The 15,836-nt window shown below is 63.4% G+C and carries 16 protein-coding genes and 1 pseudogene; 9 read left to right on the plus strand and 8 right to left on the minus strand.

The window, feature by feature from the left end:
* Positions 1 to 165 precede the first annotated feature (165 nt).
* Positions 166 to 1,140 (plus strand): ABC transporter substrate-binding protein, encoded by a 975-nt coding sequence (locus tag G3572_RS17130; RefSeq protein ID WP_164614153.1) that lies wholly within the window; start codon positions 166 to 168, stop codon positions 1,138 to 1,140.
* Complete coding sequence (locus G3572_RS17135) at positions 1,140 to 1,742, plus strand: ABC transporter ATP-binding protein (protein WP_164614155.1); 603 nt, start codon at positions 1,140 to 1,142, stop codon at positions 1,740 to 1,742. Before G3572_RS17130 ends, G3572_RS17135 begins: the two co-directional genes overlap by 1 nt.
* Here G3572_RS17135 and G3572_RS17140 read toward each other — a convergent pair.
* The 8 genes from G3572_RS17140 to G3572_RS17175 form a co-directional block, all read right to left on the minus strand.
* Positions 1,739 to 2,284 carry a sel1 repeat family protein gene (locus G3572_RS17140; protein WP_164614157.1) on the minus strand — a complete coding sequence of 182 codons (546 nt, stop codon included), beginning with the start codon at positions 2,282 to 2,284 and terminating at the stop codon, positions 1,739 to 1,741. The genes G3572_RS17135 and G3572_RS17140 overlap by 4 nt on opposite strands.
* Before the next feature lie 357 nt (positions 2,285 to 2,641).
* Positions 2,642 to 4,354 (minus strand): methyl-accepting chemotaxis protein, encoded by a 1,713-nt coding sequence (locus tag G3572_RS17145; RefSeq protein WP_164614159.1) that lies wholly within the window; start codon positions 4,352 to 4,354, stop codon positions 2,642 to 2,644.
* A complete protein-coding gene (locus G3572_RS17150; protein ID WP_164614161.1) occupies positions 4,351 to 4,647 on the minus strand; it encodes a hypothetical protein in 297 nt (98 codons plus the stop codon). The genes G3572_RS17145 and G3572_RS17150 overlap by 4 nt, the downstream gene beginning before the upstream one ends.
* 94 nt (positions 4,648 to 4,741) lie before the next feature.
* Positions 4,742 to 5,731 (minus strand): gamma-resorcylate decarboxylase, encoded by a 990-nt coding sequence (gene tsdA / locus G3572_RS17155; protein ID WP_164614162.1) that lies wholly within the window; start codon positions 5,729 to 5,731, stop codon positions 4,742 to 4,744.
* A 15-nt stretch (positions 5,732 to 5,746) separates the two neighbouring features.
* Entirely contained in the window at positions 5,747 to 7,273 is a 1,527-nt protein-coding gene (gene mhpA / locus G3572_RS17160; RefSeq protein ID WP_164614165.1) for a bifunctional 3-(3-hydroxy-phenyl)propionate/3-hydroxycinnamic acid hydroxylase MhpA, read from the minus strand.
* A gap of 92 nt (positions 7,274 to 7,365) precedes the next feature.
* Positions 7,366 to 8,646 (minus strand): TRAP transporter large permease, encoded by a 1,281-nt coding sequence (locus G3572_RS17165; protein ID WP_164614167.1) that lies wholly within the window; start codon positions 8,644 to 8,646, stop codon positions 7,366 to 7,368.
* 3 nt (positions 8,647 to 8,649) lie between these two features.
* On the minus strand, positions 8,650 to 9,126 hold the full coding sequence (locus G3572_RS17170; RefSeq protein WP_164614169.1) for a TRAP transporter small permease: 477 nt from the start codon (positions 9,124 to 9,126) through the stop codon (positions 8,650 to 8,652).
* Positions 9,127 to 9,175: 49 nt separating this feature from the next.
* Complete coding sequence (locus G3572_RS17175) at positions 9,176 to 10,174, minus strand: TRAP transporter substrate-binding protein (RefSeq protein ID WP_164614171.1); 999 nt, start codon at positions 10,172 to 10,174, stop codon at positions 9,176 to 9,178.
* A 232-nt stretch (positions 10,175 to 10,406) separates the two neighbouring features.
* Here G3572_RS17175 and G3572_RS17180 point away from each other — a divergent pair, with 232 nt between their 5' ends.
* The 7 genes and pseudogenes from G3572_RS17180 to G3572_RS17210 form a co-directional block, all read left to right on the plus strand.
* Positions 10,407 to 10,838, plus strand: coding sequence for a MarR family winged helix-turn-helix transcriptional regulator (locus G3572_RS17180; RefSeq protein ID WP_164614172.1), 432 nt, complete (start codon positions 10,407 to 10,409; stop codon positions 10,836 to 10,838).
* A gap of 283 nt (positions 10,839 to 11,121) precedes the next feature.
* The gene (locus G3572_RS17185; RefSeq protein WP_164614174.1) at positions 11,122 to 11,466 is read left to right on the plus strand and encodes a hypothetical protein; all 345 of its coding nucleotides are present in this window, start codon (positions 11,122 to 11,124) and stop codon (positions 11,464 to 11,466) included.
* On the plus strand, positions 11,463 to 13,370 hold the full coding sequence (locus tag G3572_RS17190) for a pyrroloquinoline quinone-dependent dehydrogenase (protein WP_164614176.1): 1,908 nt from the start codon (positions 11,463 to 11,465) through the stop codon (positions 13,368 to 13,370). Before G3572_RS17185 ends, G3572_RS17190 begins: the two co-directional genes overlap by 4 nt.
* Before the next feature lie 165 nt (positions 13,371 to 13,535).
* Positions 13,536 to 13,850 carry an IS66 family insertion sequence element accessory protein TnpB gene (gene tnpB / locus G3572_RS17195; RefSeq protein ID WP_275897800.1) on the plus strand — a complete coding sequence of 105 codons (315 nt, stop codon included), beginning with the start codon at positions 13,536 to 13,538 and terminating at the stop codon, positions 13,848 to 13,850.
* 58 nt (positions 13,851 to 13,908) lie between these two features.
* Complete coding sequence (locus G3572_RS17200) at positions 13,909 to 14,325, plus strand: IS66 family transposase (protein WP_164614178.1); 417 nt, start codon at positions 13,909 to 13,911, stop codon at positions 14,323 to 14,325.
* A complete protein-coding gene (gene tnpC, locus G3572_RS17205; protein ID WP_435530986.1) occupies positions 14,208 to 14,915 on the plus strand; it encodes an IS66 family transposase in 708 nt (235 codons plus the stop codon). Before G3572_RS17200 ends, tnpC begins: the two co-directional genes overlap by 118 nt.
* A gap of 65 nt (positions 14,916 to 14,980) precedes the next feature.
* A pseudogene (locus tag G3572_RS17210) lies at positions 14,981 to 15,836 on the plus strand (IS3 family transposase); the annotation flags it as partial.

Below are 15,836 nucleotides of genomic sequence, written 5' to 3' on the forward strand. Positions count from 1 at the left end.
ACATCCTGCGATCTTTCACGGCGGCGTGAAAATTGAACAATGGTCGTAGGCCGGGCGGGGTCTGCCCTGGCCCGCTCCCGCTGCCCGTCCGCGCCCCCCTCCTTTGGTCCCATTTGCCTGCGGCGCACCCTTGCTATTCTACGGCCATCTCGGGGAGGAGAAACCATGAGCTTTACAAGATCCATCCGCCTCTCGGCGCTGACCCTGCTGCTTGCCACAACGATAGCCGTGGCCGAAGAGACCGAATTGCGCATCGCAACGCAGGTCAGCGGCACCGTGAATTGGGAGTTGACGACCATCGCGCAGAACGGGCTCGACAAGGCCAATGGCTTTACGATGACCATTCAGGATGTCGCCGCAGGGCCTGCCGCCCAACTCGCCTTTCAGGCGGGTGAGGCCGATGTGATCGTGTCAGACTGGCTCTGGGTTGCGCGCGAACGGGCCGAGGGGCAGGATTATGTCTTCATCCCCTATTCTCGTGCGGTGGGGGCGCTGCATGTACCGAAAGATAGCCCGATCAATGACTTGGCCGAACTCAAGGGGGCCAAGATCGGCATCGCCGGAGGCCCGATCGACAAAAGCTGGCTGATCCTGCGCGCCTATGCCCAGCAAGAGAAAGGCTTTGATCTGGCAGCCGAAACGGAACAGGTTTTCGGCGCACCCCCCCTCATCTTCGAAACCGCCATCGCGGGCGACTTGGACGGCGCGGTAAATTTCTGGCATTTCGGCGCCAAGATGGAAGCGGCGGGGATGCGCCCCCTGATCACCGTGGCCGAGGCAGCCGAGGCCTTGGGCCTTGACCCGGGCACGCCGCTTCTGGGCTATGTCGTGCGCGGCGAGATGCTGCGCGAGCAGCCGGAGCTTGTCGCGGGTCTTGCCGCCGCCAGCCGCGGCGCAAAGGCGATCCTCGCCACAGATGATGCCGCATGGCAGGCCCTGCGCCCGATCATGAACGCAAAGACCGATGCGCAATTCGAGGCCTTGGTGGCAGGCTTCCGCGCGGGCATTCCGGCCCCCGGTCCCGTCGATGAAGATGCGGCGCAAAGAATGCTCCGTCTTATGGCCGATCTTGGCGGGGAAGAGCTGTTGGGAAAGGTCACCGATCTGCCCTCCGGCGTGTTCCTGCAACCGGAAAGCTGATGTCGCCACCCCTGTCCCTGACGCTGCACGGCGCTGCCCACGGCGCCGTGCAAATCCTTGGGGCCCTGTCTTTTTCAGTTGCCCCGCGCGAAACCGTGGCCATAACCGGCGCGTCTGGCGCGGGCAAGACAACACTCTTGCGGATCATCGCGGGCCTGCATCGCGGCTGGAGTGGAGAATTGCGGCTGCAGGGTCGCTTGGCGATGGTTTTTCAGGAACCGGTGCTTTTGCCGTGGCGGACCGCGCTGCAGAACATCTGCCTTGCCACCGGAGCCAGTCTGGCAGAGGGCGAGGCCGCCCTCGCCTCGGTTGACCTTGCGGCCAAATCCGGCGCCTATCCCGACCAGCTCTCGCTGGGCCAGCAACGCCGCCTGTCGCTTGCCCGCGCTTTTGCCACAAAACCGGATGTGCTTTTGCTGGACGAAGCTTTCGTGTCGCTCGATGCGGCGCTTGCCGACGAGATCATGTCGCTGTTCGAAAGACTGCGGGACCGGCACGATGTGGCGACGGTTCTCGTCACCCATGACGCCGCCGAGGCCGCGCGCCTCGCCACCCGCATCGTCGTGCTGTCGGGGCAGCCTGCGCGCATCGTGACAGGCTAGAACAGCGGCGCGTATTTCCAGTTGTCGGCATCGGGGGTGATCTCGTCCAGATCGTAACCCGCGTCCTGCAAACGCCGCGCTACAGGAAGGCCGAGGGCAGCGGCGCGGTCAATCATCTGCCGTCCGGCAGCTTCATCCTGTGCCACCCCGCGCCCGCGCATCATGTCCAGCCCGTAGTTGAACATGCCGACAGGGTCCCCCAGTTCGGCGGCCCGACGATCCCAGGCGGCGGCAGCATCGGGGTTTTCCGGAGCCCCGAATCCGTTGTCCTCCAGTTGCGACATCCACGTCATCGCAGCGGTGTAACCATCTTCAGCGCAGCGCGTGAACACCTCGCGCGCTGCCCCATGGCGTCCCGATTTTGTCATCAGATAGCCCGAGGCGCAGACCGACATAGAGGTGTTGCCCCGCTCTGCATCCTCGACCATGCGCTGCAGGCTCATCTCGTCGGGGTTCAGGCTGCCGTAGGCATCCGTTTCCGCTGCCACAGGGCTCAGGCCCAAAAGCAGGGCAACTCCGGCTCGTCCAACCACGGCGCGCATCTTTTGCTCCCACTCCAAAGCGTGAGGCAAAAGAATGCGCCGATCCAACCGGCGCGGCAATGCTGTCATGGTCGTAGTCTGATGCAGGGCACATGGCCGCAGAAACACGGGCAGGGCATGGGGCGCGTCAGCGGGGGGGCCGAGCCGGCAGGACATTCCTTGCACCGCGGAATTGGTTAGCGCGACAGGATATGGCGACGGCGACCGGCAATCTGGCCGGCAGGAAGCGGGTGGCAGAATGTCAAGCCGCAGCAGATCGGCTTCGCGCGCCACAACCCCATCCATCACACTTCGCACCGGACATCCACGGCGCGGGCAGCCAGTTTGCCGCGGCAAGGCAGGCCGGCCCACCACGGCTTATGCCAATCGGCGCAAAACAGGGGCGGCGGTGCTTTCGGCCGTCGTGAACTGGCTAACCATCTCAATCATCTTGCGCGTCGCAGCGTCGAGCGATCTGCACGCCGCTGTGGTCTCTCCGAACATGGAGGCATTCTGCTGCGTGACCGTATCAAGGTTGGCGATGGCACTGGTGATTTCGGTCAGCGAAAGCGTCTGATCCTTGGCGGTTCGGGCGATTGCGGCGACCTGTTCTGCCGCGGCGGCCACGCTGCCCGTGATCGCAGTCAGCGCCGCACCTGTCTGCCCGACCAGGGAAACACCGTTGTGCACATGCAAACCTGCCTCCTCAACAAGGCCGGTAATCTCCTTTGCCGCATCCGAGCATCGCTGCGACAATGCCCGCACTTCCGAGGCCACAACCGCAAAGCCCCGCCCTGCCTCACCCGCGCGCGCCGCCTCCACCCCTGCATTCAGGGCAAGCAGATTGGTCTGGAACGCGATTTCATCAATCACCGAGTTGATCTGGGCAATCTTTTGCGAGCTTTCTGCAATGCGCTGCATCGACTCGATCGCCTGTTCCACCACCGTGCCGCCGTCGATCGCCTTGATGCGGGCGTGGGCAGTGCTGGCCTCGGCCTCCGAGGCCAGTGTGGCCGAGGCGCGCACGCTGGCAGCAAAGTCAGACATCGCGGCCGACGTTTCTTCCAGCGTGGCGGCCTGACGTTCGGTGCGCAAAGCCATGTCTTGCGCAGCGTTGCTGATGGCTCCGGCCGCCCCCTGTATGCCGTGCGACACCCGCGAGACGTCGGAAATAGCATCGCCCAGCCGACCTATGGCCGCATTGAAATCCTGCCGGAGCGTCTCGGAATGGGCAGGAAAACCGGTGGTGATGCCCACCGTCAGATCCCCGCCCGACAGGCGGTTCAGCGCCTCGCGCAGCGCGGCGACAATCTGCTGCTGCTCCTGCATCGCGGCTTCGCGCCGCGCCGCGTCCTGCGCCTCTGCCTCGCGCGCAAGCCGATGCGCCGCCTCGGCGCGCTGGCTTTCGGCGGCGGTCCTGGCTTGTGCAGCCTCTGCCAGAGCGCGGAGCTGGTCCGCCTCGATCCGCTGGGCATCGGCCAGCACGCGGGCAGTTTCGGTCTGTTCCAACATCCTGTCGGTCTGGACCCGCGCCTCGGCAAGCGCGCGCTCCCGCTCCTCCGCCTGCGCCTGCAAACGCAATCTGACCACAATGGCGGCGATCAGGGCCGCGCTTTCAATGCTCACCACCGCACCATGCAGCAAGGTGCGGGCGATGTTGCCCAACAGATCGGCGGACGGATAGATCAGCCCCGGCATCAGCAGCCCGAGCGAGAGATGATGCACCACGATCAAGCCGGTCGCGACCAGAACAGCCCGGATGTCGACAAGCAAGATCAGGGTGGCCAGCGCGGCGAAGAACGTCATGTGCATGTCCAACTGCCAGGCATGGCCCGCCATGGCGGTCGTCAGGCCGATGGATTGGCCAATCACCGCAACAGCGGCACCCAACCGGGCTGCCGCCCCGCCCTGCGTCCGCGCAGCCCAGCCCAGCGCAAGGAAGACGGCCGCAAGGACCGGCGCCAAAGCGAGGCTGTTGCCTGCGGCATAGGCTGCGATGCCCACCATCGGCAACACGGCGCTTGCCCCCCGCAACAGCCAGAGGGCGGCATTGTCTTGGCTTTGGACAAGGGATTGAGGGGATTTTATCATGCGCGGGCACCACAAATCTGGGCAATCTGGCGGCCATCGCGCACCGCCCAGACACCCGACTGCATCAGGCGCACCACAAAAAGGGGATGGTCGCTTTGGGCAAGAACGGCAAATGGGGCCGCGACCGGCCCGATCCGCTGCCCCCCCGCCTGCGTGATCACGCGGTCTGCGTCCGCCCAAGGCGGCAGCACGACGAGCAATGGCCCCCCGCCCCGAGGCGGAGAGGCCAACGCCATCCACAATGGCGCGAAAAGGGACAGGGCAAATGCGGCGATGGTAAGGGATGTGTTCATGCTGGCCTCTGGTCTGGCACGACCCTAGCCATCCCCCCTTAACAAACCCCGAACAACAGCCTGCCCTGCCCGCTTTTCCGCAAGGGCGGTGCCGTTACAGTGCCAGTTTGAACAGCCGCATCGCATTGGTCCGGCCGATCTTCAGCCGGTCCGCCTCCGAAATGCTGGTGGCATCGAACCAATCGGCGGCATGATCGACATTCTCGAACGGCCAGTCGGTTGAGAACATCACCCGCTCTGACCCCAGTTCAAGGATGGCGTCTATCAGCGTCTGGGTGCGGAAATTCCCCGAGGTCGTGATGTGGAAGTTCTGCGCGAAATATTCGACAAACTTGCGCTTTGCCGGATGCTTCGGCGGCAGCTTGACCCACGCATTGCGATGGTCGATACGCCACAGCATATAGGGGATGCCCTCGCCCATATGGCCCAGCACGATCTGCAAGGACGGGTGTTCATCAAACAGGCCCGATCCGATCAGCCGCAGCGCATGCACCGCCGTCTCCTGCGCGAAGGCCCATGTCGGCCCCATCAGCCACGGGTGGCCGTCATAGATACGGCTGTCCTGCGGAAGCGGGTTGCGCGGATGCAGGTAGAACGGCACGTCAAGCGCCGCGACCTCGGCCCAGAACGGGCGATACTGCGGCAGATCGTAATACAGCAGGTCCTTCCCGTCGCCCTGCGTTGCATCCTGCGAAAAGCCGTTCACCAGCGCACCCACAAAGCCGAGATCCTTGACACAGCGCGCCAGTTCTTGCGCCGCCGCCTCGGGGTCCTGCAGCGGAAGGGCGGCAAAGGCACGGAAACGGTCCGGCCGCTTGGCACATTCCTCGGCCAGCACGTCATTCGCACGGCGCGCAACCTCGATGGCGCGCTTGCGGTCGGTGATCGCCTGCACGGCGGGCGCATTCAGTGACAGGATCATCAACTCGATCCCGTGCGCATCCATCTGGCGCAGACGGGTGTCCTGAATGTCGAGCAGGCGATGCTGCAATTCGTCCCAGTAGGCACCCGGCACAAAGCCTGCGGAATCCTGCAGGGTTTCGGGAATGGCGAAATGTTCTTCAAGAGCGATCTTGCCTTGCATGTGTATCTCCGTGTGTCAGCGGCGGCCAAGGGCGGCCAGAAGGGTGTTCAAAAGCGCGGGCAGGTCGCCGGCTTGGGGGGCGGTGCCGTAGATGTGGCTGTCGGGGCGGATGATCGCGGCAACGGCGCCGGTCTCGTCGAACCAGCGGGTGTAGACCCCGCCCGTGTCCCAGAGATCTCCCGCACCCACCATGCTGGACAGGCCGAACACGGCTTCGCTGCCGCCCAAGGCCGCCCAATCGGCGCGGTCGGCCTCTGACAGGGCTGCGAGTGCGTCTTCGCCCTTGGCGACAATCAGCCAGCCGGTCCCTGCGATATCGTCGAACAGGGCGGTCCGGCTTGGTGACGAGACGACGCCTTGCGGGAACAGGCTTCCGTCATTGGCGATCAGCCCGCCCCGAAGCGCGGGATAGCGCAGCTTGTCGGGCTTTTGGTTTGCCTTGCGGGCCGCGATCATGCGGGCGTCGCGGGCCTTGGCCGCCTCGGGGTCGCGCATGGTTTGCACCTTGCCCAGTTCGACCGCCTTTTCGATGATGAAACGCACATGCGGCTCGCGCTCGGTCTGGTAGGTATCGAGCAACGCGGCATCCGTTCCCGAAAGGACCATATCCAGCTTCCACGCCAGATTGCGCGCGTCGCGGATGCCGGAAACCATGCCCTGCGCCAGAAACGGCGGCATCTGGTGCGCGGCATCGCCGGCCAGCAGAACGCGGCCCTTGCGCCAGTGGTCCACGACACAGGAGCGGAAGGTGTAATTGGCCACCCGGATCAGATCGGCATCATTCTGGCCAAAGAAGGCCGCGACCCTTGGCCAGACGTTTTCGGGTTTCACAAGCGCATCACGGTCTGCGCCGGCCTCCAACCGGAACGAGAAGCGGTGATGCTTGGGGCCGATGTTGACGATCGAGATCGGCTGCGCCGGATTGCACACCTGCCGGAACGACGGCAGGCCCGGCACCGCGTGCCGCATTTCGAAATCGCAAACCAGCCAGTTCTCGAAGAAGCCGTAGTCGTCCAGCGCCCCGTCAAGATGTTCGCGCACATAGCCGTTGCCACCGTCGCAGCCCACCAGCCAGCGGGCCGTGATCTCGCTTTCGCTGCCATCGTCGGCGCGGGCCGTCAGGGTGACGCTGTCATCGGCCTGCGTGATCCCCACCACCTTGACGCCCTGACGCAGGGTGACAGAGGAAAGCCCGCGCACCTTGCGGTCCATCACGTCTTCCAGATGCGGCTGATACATCATGTATTGCGCAGGCCAGCCACAGCGGCCCGGATTGTCATATTCGATGTCCAGCAGCACCTCGTCCTGGCCGTTCACCCAGACATATCCCTTCTGGATATTGGTGCCCGGCAGCATTGCCTCGGCGATGCCAAGGCTTTGAAAGGTGCGCATCGTTTCATCGTCAAAGGCAGCAGCGCGCGGCAGGTTGTATAACCCGGCATAGCGCTCCAGCACGATCACCTTGCGCCCGCGTTGCCCCAGCAGCGCAGCAAGGGCCATGCCGGTCGGGCCATAGCCCACGATTGCGACATCATAGTCCATCAGGTTCCTCCCTGTTCTCAAAAGGCGAATTTGCGCGGACAAGGTTTGCATTTGCAAATATTAGGCACAGTGCCGCCCCGCCGCTCTCTGTCTCAGTTGCCGATCAAAAGCCTGACCCCTGCGAGCGAAATCGCCGGAATATAGGTGATCAGCATCAGCGCCAGCAGATAGATGCCCACAAAAGGCATGATCCCACGGTAGATGGTCCGGAGCGGTATCTTCGCCACCGACTGCAGGACAAAGATGTTGATCCCGAAGGGCGGCGTGAACAGGCCTATGGCAAGGTTCACCGTCACGATGATCCCGAAATGCACAGGGTCCACCCCCACTGCCGTTGCCAAGGGCAGCAGCAGCGGCGTCAGCAGCAAGATCGCGGACAACGGGTCGATCAGGCAGCCAACAATCAGCAACAAAAGGTTTATCGCCAACAACAGCACCCAGCCCGGCAGGGCCATCTCTTGAATAGCCTGCACCATCTGCGCCGAAATCTGGTTCACCGTGATCAGCCAGGAGAATACGCCGGCACAAGCGATCACGATCATGATCTGCGCGGTAAAGGAAACGGTTGTGCGCGTGGCAGCCAGAAGATCAGCCCAGGTCAGCTCTTTCATGACGAAGGCCGAAACGGCAAAAGCGTAGAAACAAGCGACCCCTGCGGCCTCGGTCGGCGAGAAGATGCCGCCGTAAATGCCGCCGATGATCACCGCCGGCACCCCTGCCGCCCAGATGCCCTGCCGCAGGGCCGGAACAAAGCGCCGCAACGAAAACGCCTCCTCGGCCGGAATGACACGCCCCCGCCCCACCCAGAGCGCATGCAAGCCCAGAAGCGCCACCAGCAAAAGCCCCGGCACGATGCCCGCCGCATAAAGACGCGGAATGGATTCATCGGCCGCCGCCGCATAGACGATCATCGGGATGGATGGCGGAATGATCACCCCGACCGCCCCGATCGAGGCCAGCAGCCCCGATGAATATTCGTCCGCATAGCCATCTTCACGCAGCGAGGGCAGCATGATCTTGCTCTGCGTCGCCACAGACGCCGCGCCCACCCCCGTGATCGCGCCAAAGATGGCGCCGCCGGTGATCGCCGTCATCGGCACCTTCCCCGGTACCCGTCCCATGCTGGCACGCATCAGACCGACCAGACGGCTGGCGATGCCACCCCGATCCATCAGCTCACCCGCCAGAATGAAGAATGGCAACGCCAGCAGCGCATAGGCGTTTACCGACGAAAACAGGTATTGCGGCAGCGCCAGCAGCGGCACGTTCATTGTGAAAACCATCGTGGCCGCCGCACCGGCCAGCAAGATCAGAAAGATCGGGAAACCCATCAGCATCAGCACGACGGGGATGACAACCAAGGTCCAGAACATCGCTCAAATATCTTTCCGCGCAAGCAGCGCATAAAGGCGGACCAACGCCACCACGGCCATGCCGACCAGACCGACCAGCACCACGCCATGCGCCAGCCACAGCGGGATTTCGGCCATGTTGCTGACTGTGCCGCGCCGATGCAGCAGCAGGGTGGACCGCCAGGCATACCAAGCGGTAAACAGGCACACCCCTGCCGTCGCGAGATATTCCAGAGCAGAAAACACCCGTTTCGCGCCATCGGGCAGAGCCTGCGTGATCAGGGTCATCCGCAAATGCTGATCGCGGCGCGAGACACCGATGCTGGCCAGAAAGACCATACCCACCATCGCAAACACCAGGGCTTCATCCGCCCAAAGCAGCGATGCCCCGAAGACATAGCGCAGCACCACGTTCAGGCAGATCAGCGTGACCATGCCCAGCAGCAAGGCCGACAGCCCAGCCGTGCAAAGCCGCGCGAACGCGTCTAAAGATCGTCTCATCTTGGCTCCCATGACGGGGATGCACCGGGCATCCCCGCCCCAGAAAGGGTTACTTGGCGGCGTGACGGTCGGCAACGCCCTGCAAGAAGGCTAGCTCGCCTTCCAGCGTCGGGTTCTGCCCGAAGGCCGTCGGCAGCGTGGCAAAGACCGCCTCGAGATAGGCTGCATTGTCTTCGGCGCTCAACTCGACGATCTTGCCACCATTCTCGACCCAGATCGCCTGCACTTTCTCGACCGCGCCAAGGTTCCAGCCATTCGCATCCGCGATCGCCTCACGCGCGGCGGTGCGCACCTGCTCGGACAACTCCGGCCCGATCATGTCCAGAAAGGTCTGGCTGGCGACAGCCGTCACCACCAGATAGCTCTCCGGCAGCACCGTCAGATCCTTGGCCACGTCGTAGTAACGGCCTGTGGTAAACACCGGCAGACCCGCAATCAGACCGTCGACCACCCCGTTCTGCATTGCCGGAAGCACCTCTCCGAGCGGCATCGACACGGGCGATGCGCCAAGCGCGGCAAACGGTCCGGTGGCCAGCGCGGAGGGCCCGGCCACACGGATCTGCTGGCCCTGCAACGCCGAAACCTTGTCAACGCCCTTGGTCGACAACAGGCCCAGCGGTCCATGCGGGAAAGCGGCAATCGGGTGAAGACCCTGATCGGCACCAAAGGTTTCCAACCGGTCCAAAACCTCGGGATCGGCCAGAACCCGCTGCGCATGGGCCAGATCATCGAACAGACCCGGCACGTCAAATGCCTCGAAGCGCGGATCGTATTTCACGAAAAAGCTCGATGCAGGCGCGGTCACCTCGATGGTGCCCATCGCAACACCTTCGACCGTCGCAGGGATCTGCCCCAACTGGTTGGCCGGATAAAGCTCTACATCGATGGCCCCCGCTGTCGCAGCCTCCAGCCGCGCCTCAAACGCCTGCATCCATTGCAGGATCGCGTCGTTATTGGTCGGGGACGATACTTTCAGCGTGTAATCCGCCGCAAAGACCGTCGTCGCGGACAAGCCAAAGCTGGCCGCGGCAAGCAGCAATTTCCTCATGCACTCCTCCCTGAGCGTCTTTAATCCTGGGAATCACGCTAGCGCATATTGTTTGCGTTTGCAAATATTTCATTTACATGTTTTGTGTCGGAAAGCTTTAGGCCCGTCCCGGCACAGATTCACATTGCCACAACCGGGGAGCATGGGCGATAGAACTCTTGCAAGCGAAAGATTTGCGAAAATGCAGACCCCCGCGCGGCACATGCGTATTGTTCCCTTGGTTGAGGATGCCATGCCTTACAGGTTTACCGAGTCTGTCCCCTACCTTCTGAACCGCGCCGGTGTCGCGGTGGCCGAACGCTTCACCCGGAGGCTGGAAGATTACGACGTAAGCCTGCCGATGTACCGTGTTCTGGCTGTGTTGCGGCAGACAGGCACCCATACCTTGGGCGAATTGTCGGCGATGGTCTCGGTGGAAATGTCGACCCTCTCGCGGCTGATCGGCACTATGGCCAAGCGCAACCTCGTCACGCGCGACCGCCCGCAGGACAATGCGCGGATCGTGCTGATCGACCTGACCGATGACGGCAGGGAAATGGCCGACAAGCTGATGCCCATCGCGACCCATTTCGAAGACACACTCGTCTCCAACCTCGACGCGGCACAGGTGGAAACGCTCAAGGCTCTCTTGCGCCAGGTGAACCAACAAGTCGAGAAACTCTAGCGCGGCCGACCAGAGCGCGACCACGCGCCCCAAAGCCACTCCCCTGTGGCGCGCGGCGAGCCGACCCGAAAAGGCCGGCCTGCATCACGCCGGATCAGGGTGAATATCCCCTCTCGGCCTTGCCGTAGGATGCCGGCGCAGGCGGACACTGCCGCAACTGCCAGCCGCATGCGCAAGGTTCGGCCGCAGGGCGGGCGCGGCCCATTCGGGGGCACTTCCCGCCACAGCCCCTTCGCTCAGGTTTTTGCGCGGAACCATTCGCGCGGCGCGCGGTTACTACCCTATGCAAAAACCTTATCTCCTGGCCCTTCTTCCCGCAGTTCTCGGCCTCATTGCCGCGCTGAATGCCTTTCTGGCACCGATGGGAAATACGGGCGTTGACGGAACGCTCGGTGCGGGTCTGGCCGTCATCGGCACAGTCGCGGCCACGCTGATGATCGGCATCATCGCGGCGCGGCCCCTGCCGCGCGCCTGGTCTGTCACGCTGGGTCTGCTTGCGCTGCTGGCTGCCCTTTTGACGGCAGTGGCCGGCTATTTCCTCATGCAGACACTGCTGGCCGCTCTGATGGCCGCCACCTTCGCGCTGCTTTTGGTCGCTTTCTTTGTCACGGATCGGAGAGTTCTATGAACCAGCACCTGTTGCCCGGTGCAATTGCGCTGCTTTTCGGGGGGCTTGTCGGTGGAGGTTTCGGCCCCGCACAGGCCCAGCAGGACAGCTGGACATCATTTCACGGAGATCTGGCCTCGACCAAATTCTCCAAGGCGCAAAGTTTCACGCCCGAGTCGGTCGCCAATCTGGAACGTGCCTGGGAATTTCGCACAGGGGATGTGGCCGACGGGTCGGGCGAGTTGCCCGAAACGGTCTGGTCTGCCACCCCGGTCTACGCCAATGGCACCGTGTATCTGGGAACGCCCTTTTACCGCATCATCGCCCTTGATCCAGCAACCGGCACCGAACGCTGGGTCTATGACAGCAACTCGACGCTCGAGGCGCTGACCCAGCCCGCGCTGAAGAACCGCGGCGTCGCCTATTGGGAAAGCGGGCAGACCGGCCTCTGCGAAAAGCGGGTTTTCCTTGGCACGATGGATGCGGAACTTCACGCGGTGGATGCCGACACGGGCGAGCGATGCGCCGATTTTGCGGCAGGCGGCGTGCTGAACGTCAATCAGTGGAACCAGGTCAACAATGTCTTTCCCTTCTCGCTCCTGCAGCCGCCACTGGTGGTGGGTGATGTCCTGCTGCTGGGCTGGGCGGGCATGGACTGGGAATACAGCGTGGCACCTCCGGGCAACCTCTTGGCCATCGATGCACGCACCGGCGCGCTGTTGTGGGACACGGGCTTTATCCCCGAGGAGATGATCGCCCGCACCGGAACCGCGAACATCTGGACGGCGATGACCGCCGATCCGGAACTCGGGCTTGTCTATGCCCCTGTCTCGTCGCCCAGTCCGAATTACTGGGGCGGCATGCGGACTGACCCGATGCCGCTGGCCACCTCTGTCACCGCGGTGGATATCGCCACGGGCGAGGTCGCTTGGTCGTTCCAGCATGTCCGCCACGACATCTGGGATTACGACACGCCCTCTGCCCCGACGCTGGTCGATATCCCGCGCGATGGCGAGATCATTCCGGCACTCGTGCAGGCAACCAAACAGGGCTTTCTCTTCGTGCTGGACCGCCGCACGGGCGAGCCGTTGTTCCCCATCGAAGAACGGGCCGTGCCGCAAAGCACTACCGAAGGCGAGGTCACCCAGCCGACGCAACCCTTTGCGATGACACCGGCCCCCTTGGGCAACGCGCTGGAACTGCCGGATGTCTGGACGCTGTCAGACATCGTCAGCTTTGGCCAGTGTTCGCGCGAGCGTGAAAAATACCTCTATCAGGGCCTCTTCACGCCGCCTTCGGAACAAGGAACGCTGTTCTTCCCCGGCACCGCAGGCGCGACGAACTGGGGCGGCGTGGCTGTCGATCCGCAAAATGCGACACTCTACGTCAATGCGTCGCGCATCGTGCAGTTCATCCGGCTGATCCCGCGGGCAGAGTATGACGAAATGAACCCGCAAGGCGGCGGCAACGAAGAAGGCTACTCGCCCCAGCACGGCTCGCCCTACGGGATCTATCTGACCGACTGGAGCAACTGGATGGGCATGCCCTGCTGGGAACCCCCGTTCGGCACCTTCGCGGCGATCGACCTTGTCACCGGCGAACGGCTTTACGAAGTGCCGTTCGGCATGGCGCAATTCCATGGCTTCTACGGAATGGCGAACTGGGGCTCCCCGACGCTGGGCGGGCCGGTTGTCACCGCCGGCGGCGTGGTCTTCATCGGAGCGTCGATGGACTCACGGGTGCGCGCGCTTGACGCGGCAACGGGCCGGGAACTCTGGTCCGATCTCGTCGAGGCCCCGGCTGTTTCGATCCCTGCCGTCTTCACCCATGAGGGCGAAGATTATGTGGTCTTCGCCGTCGGCGGCAATTCCATCCTGAAACCCGAGGTATCAGACCAAGCCATCGCCTACCGCCTGCGGCGCTGAGCGCTCTCCACCAGATCCGGCGCCTCATGCGGGGTGCGACTGACCAAGTGACGTTGCCCCCCTTTTATCCAGCGTGAGCGAGACTCCGGATTTGAGTTTTGCCCATCTGGGCGGTTTGGGCAACGGAGTGAGGTGCCCCTAGTTTCCTAGGGACCGCGGGTCTGGCTGGAGGCCGGAGTGACGGACATGCGCAAGGGGTTTGCGGCCCTGGCCGCGCAGGCCGAAGCCGTGCTGAAGCAGGATCCGTTTGCCGGGCATCTCTTCGTCTTCCGTGGCCGTCGAGGCGATCTGGTGAAGGTCATCTGGTGGGATGGCCAAGGGGCCTGCATGTTCCTGAAGCGGCTGGAGAAGGGCCGGTTTGTCTGGCCCTCGGCGAAGGAGGGGAAGGTGGCGCTGACACCTGCACAACTGTCGATGCTCTTGGAAGGCATCGACTGGCGGGCCCCGGAACGGACGTGGCGGCCTCTGGCTGCGGGATAATCGCCTGCCCCGCGCAAGAAGGATTCCCACAAGGAATACAGTGGGATAAACTTCTTTCATGCTCGATCAGACCCTGACCTTGCCGGAAGACCCCGAGGAGCTGCGCAGCTTCACCGCGCGGCTGCTGGCCGAGGTCAAGGCGCAGGCGATCCTGATCGAGAAGCTGCGGCACCAGCTGGCCGGGTACCGGGCGCACCGGTTCGGGGCGTCGTCGGAGGCGGCAGAGCAGTTGCAATTGGCTCTGGAGACCAGCGAGATCGCTGCCGCTGCGATGACAGCGCGGATGAAGCTGCCGGACATCGAGGAGAAGGACAAACCCAAGCGCCGCCCGATCCCGGATCATATCCCATCCCACGGATGGAAGTGGAACTCAGCCCTGCGGCCGATGCCTGTGCCGATTGTGGCGGCCGCCTGCGTCGGATCGGCGAAGACGTCACCGAGGAACTCGAGTATGTCCCCGGGCGCTTCATCGTGAACCGGATCGTCCGGCCGCGCCTGACGTGTTCCTGCTGCGAACGGTTCAGCCAGGCCCCGCTTCCCTCGCGCCCCATCGAGCGCGGTCGCCCAGGGCCAGGCTTGCTGGCCCATGTCCTGGTCAGCAAATATGCCGATCACCTGCCACTCTACCGCCAGAGCCAGATCTTCGACCGCGAAGGTCTCGACCTCGACAGATCGACCCTGGCCGATTGGGTGGGCAAATCCACGGCCCTGCTGGAACCCCTCGCAGATGCCATCGGCCGCCATATCCTGTCGGCCGAGGCGATCTTCGCCGACGATACTCCGGTCAGCATGCTCGCCCCCGGCACAGGCAAGACCCAGACGGCACGGCTCTGGACCTATGCCCGTGACGAACGCCCCTGGAGTGGAACGGCACCGCCCGCGGCCTGGTATCGGTTCTCCGGCGACCGCAAGGGCCAGCACCCGAAGAACCATCTCGCCCGCTTCCGCGGCTGGATGCATGCCGACGGCTATGCCGGGTTCGAAGATCTCTATCGCACCGGAGCAGTCCGAGAGATTGCCTGCATGGCCCATGTCAGACGCAAGTTCGTCGACATCCACCGGTAATCCTCCCCATGGTTAAGGGGATGCGGAAGTAGAATTTTCTCGGCAGGATGAACGAGGAGATTCCGATGAAGAAGAGCCGTTTCACCGAAGCCCAGATCATGGGCGTGCTGCGCCAGGCGGAGGGCGGGATGCCCGTTCCCGAGTTGTGCCGCGAGCACGGGATCAGCAGCGCGACGTTTTACAAGTGGCGGGCCAAGTATGGCGGCATGGATGCATCCATGGTGAGCCAGATGAAGGCTCTTGAGGATGAGAACCGGCGGCTGAAGCGCATGTTCGCCGATCTCAGCATGCAGGCCGATCTGCTTCGAGAAGCTCTTGGAAAAAAGTGACGCGGCCAGCTCAGCGCCGGGAGTTGGCCGAGAAGGCGGTGGCGATGAAGGGGGTCAGCATTGCGCTGGCCTGTCGTGCGTTCGGCGTCAGCGAGACCTGTTTCCGCTACAGCCCGAAGCGTGACGACGAGAACGAGATGATCGCCGACCTGCTAGTCGGGCTGACCAACGTCCACAAGATGTGGGGCTTCGGCCTGTGTTTCCTGCATCTGCGGAACGTGAAGGGGCATGTCTGGAACCACAAGCGGATCCACCGCATCTACTGCGAGCTGGAACTGAACCTGCGCATCAAGCCGCGGCGACGTCTCAAGCGCGAGAAGCCCGAGGAATTGGCTGTGCCGCCTTCGCTACAATCGATCCCCCGGATCGATTGCTTTACGCTTCGGCCCCCGAACCTGGTCTGGTCGATGGATTTCATGGCGGACCGCTTGGCCGACGGGCGACAGTTCCGGCTCTTGAACGTTCTGGACGACTTCAATCGCGAGGGCCTGGGGATCGAGGTCGATTTTTCGCTGCCCGCCGAACGGGTCGTCCGCTCCCTGAACCTGTCGTCGGGGAAACGGTCCACTGGACCGTTTCCTGATCCTCCTCC

The organism is Pseudotabrizicola algicola (assembly GCF_010915705.1).
Classification (GTDB): domain Bacteria; phylum Pseudomonadota; class Alphaproteobacteria; order Rhodobacterales; family Rhodobacteraceae; genus Pseudotabrizicola; species Pseudotabrizicola algicola.

Bases quoted from the DNA above. Each gene is read 5' to 3' on its own strand.
- G3572_RS17130 (WP_164614153.1), top strand. From the start codon at position 166: ATGAGCTTTACAAGATCCATCCGCCTCTCGGCGCTGACCCTGCTGCTT.
- G3572_RS17135 (WP_164614155.1), top strand. From the start codon at position 1,140: ATGTCGCCACCCCTGTCCCTGACGCTGCACGGCGCTGCCCACGGCGCC.
- G3572_RS17140 (WP_164614157.1), bottom strand. From the start codon at position 2,284: ATGCGCGCCGTGGTTGGACGAGCCGGAGTTGCCCTGCTTTTGGGCCTG.
- G3572_RS17145 (WP_164614159.1), bottom strand. From the start codon at position 4,354: ATGATAAAATCCCCTCAATCCCTTGTCCAAAGCCAAGACAATGCCGCC.
- G3572_RS17150 (WP_164614161.1), bottom strand. From the start codon at position 4,647: ATGAACACATCCCTTACCATCGCCGCATTTGCCCTGTCCCTTTTCGCG.
- tsdA (WP_164614162.1), bottom strand. From the start codon at position 5,731: ATGCAAGGCAAGATCGCTCTTGAAGAACATTTCGCCATTCCCGAAACC.
- mhpA (WP_164614165.1), bottom strand. From the start codon at position 7,273: ATGGACTATGATGTCGCAATCGTGGGCTATGGCCCGACCGGCATGGCC.
- G3572_RS17165 (WP_164614167.1), bottom strand. From the start codon at position 8,646: ATGTTCTGGACCTTGGTTGTCATCCCCGTCGTGCTGATGCTGATGGGT.
- G3572_RS17170 (WP_164614169.1), bottom strand. From the start codon at position 9,126: ATGAGACGATCTTTAGACGCGTTCGCGCGGCTTTGCACGGCTGGGCTG.
- G3572_RS17175 (WP_164614171.1), bottom strand. From the start codon at position 10,174: ATGAGGAAATTGCTGCTTGCCGCGGCCAGCTTTGGCTTGTCCGCGACG.
- G3572_RS17180 (WP_164614172.1), top strand. From the start codon at position 10,407: ATGCCTTACAGGTTTACCGAGTCTGTCCCCTACCTTCTGAACCGCGCC.
- G3572_RS17185 (WP_164614174.1), top strand. From the start codon at position 11,122: ATGCAAAAACCTTATCTCCTGGCCCTTCTTCCCGCAGTTCTCGGCCTC.
- G3572_RS17190 (WP_164614176.1), top strand. From the start codon at position 11,463: ATGAACCAGCACCTGTTGCCCGGTGCAATTGCGCTGCTTTTCGGGGGG.
- G3572_RS17200 (WP_164614178.1), top strand. From the start codon at position 13,909: ATGCTCGATCAGACCCTGACCTTGCCGGAAGACCCCGAGGAGCTGCGC.
- tnpC (WP_435530986.1), top strand. From the start codon at position 14,208: ATGGAAGTGGAACTCAGCCCTGCGGCCGATGCCTGTGCCGATTGTGGC.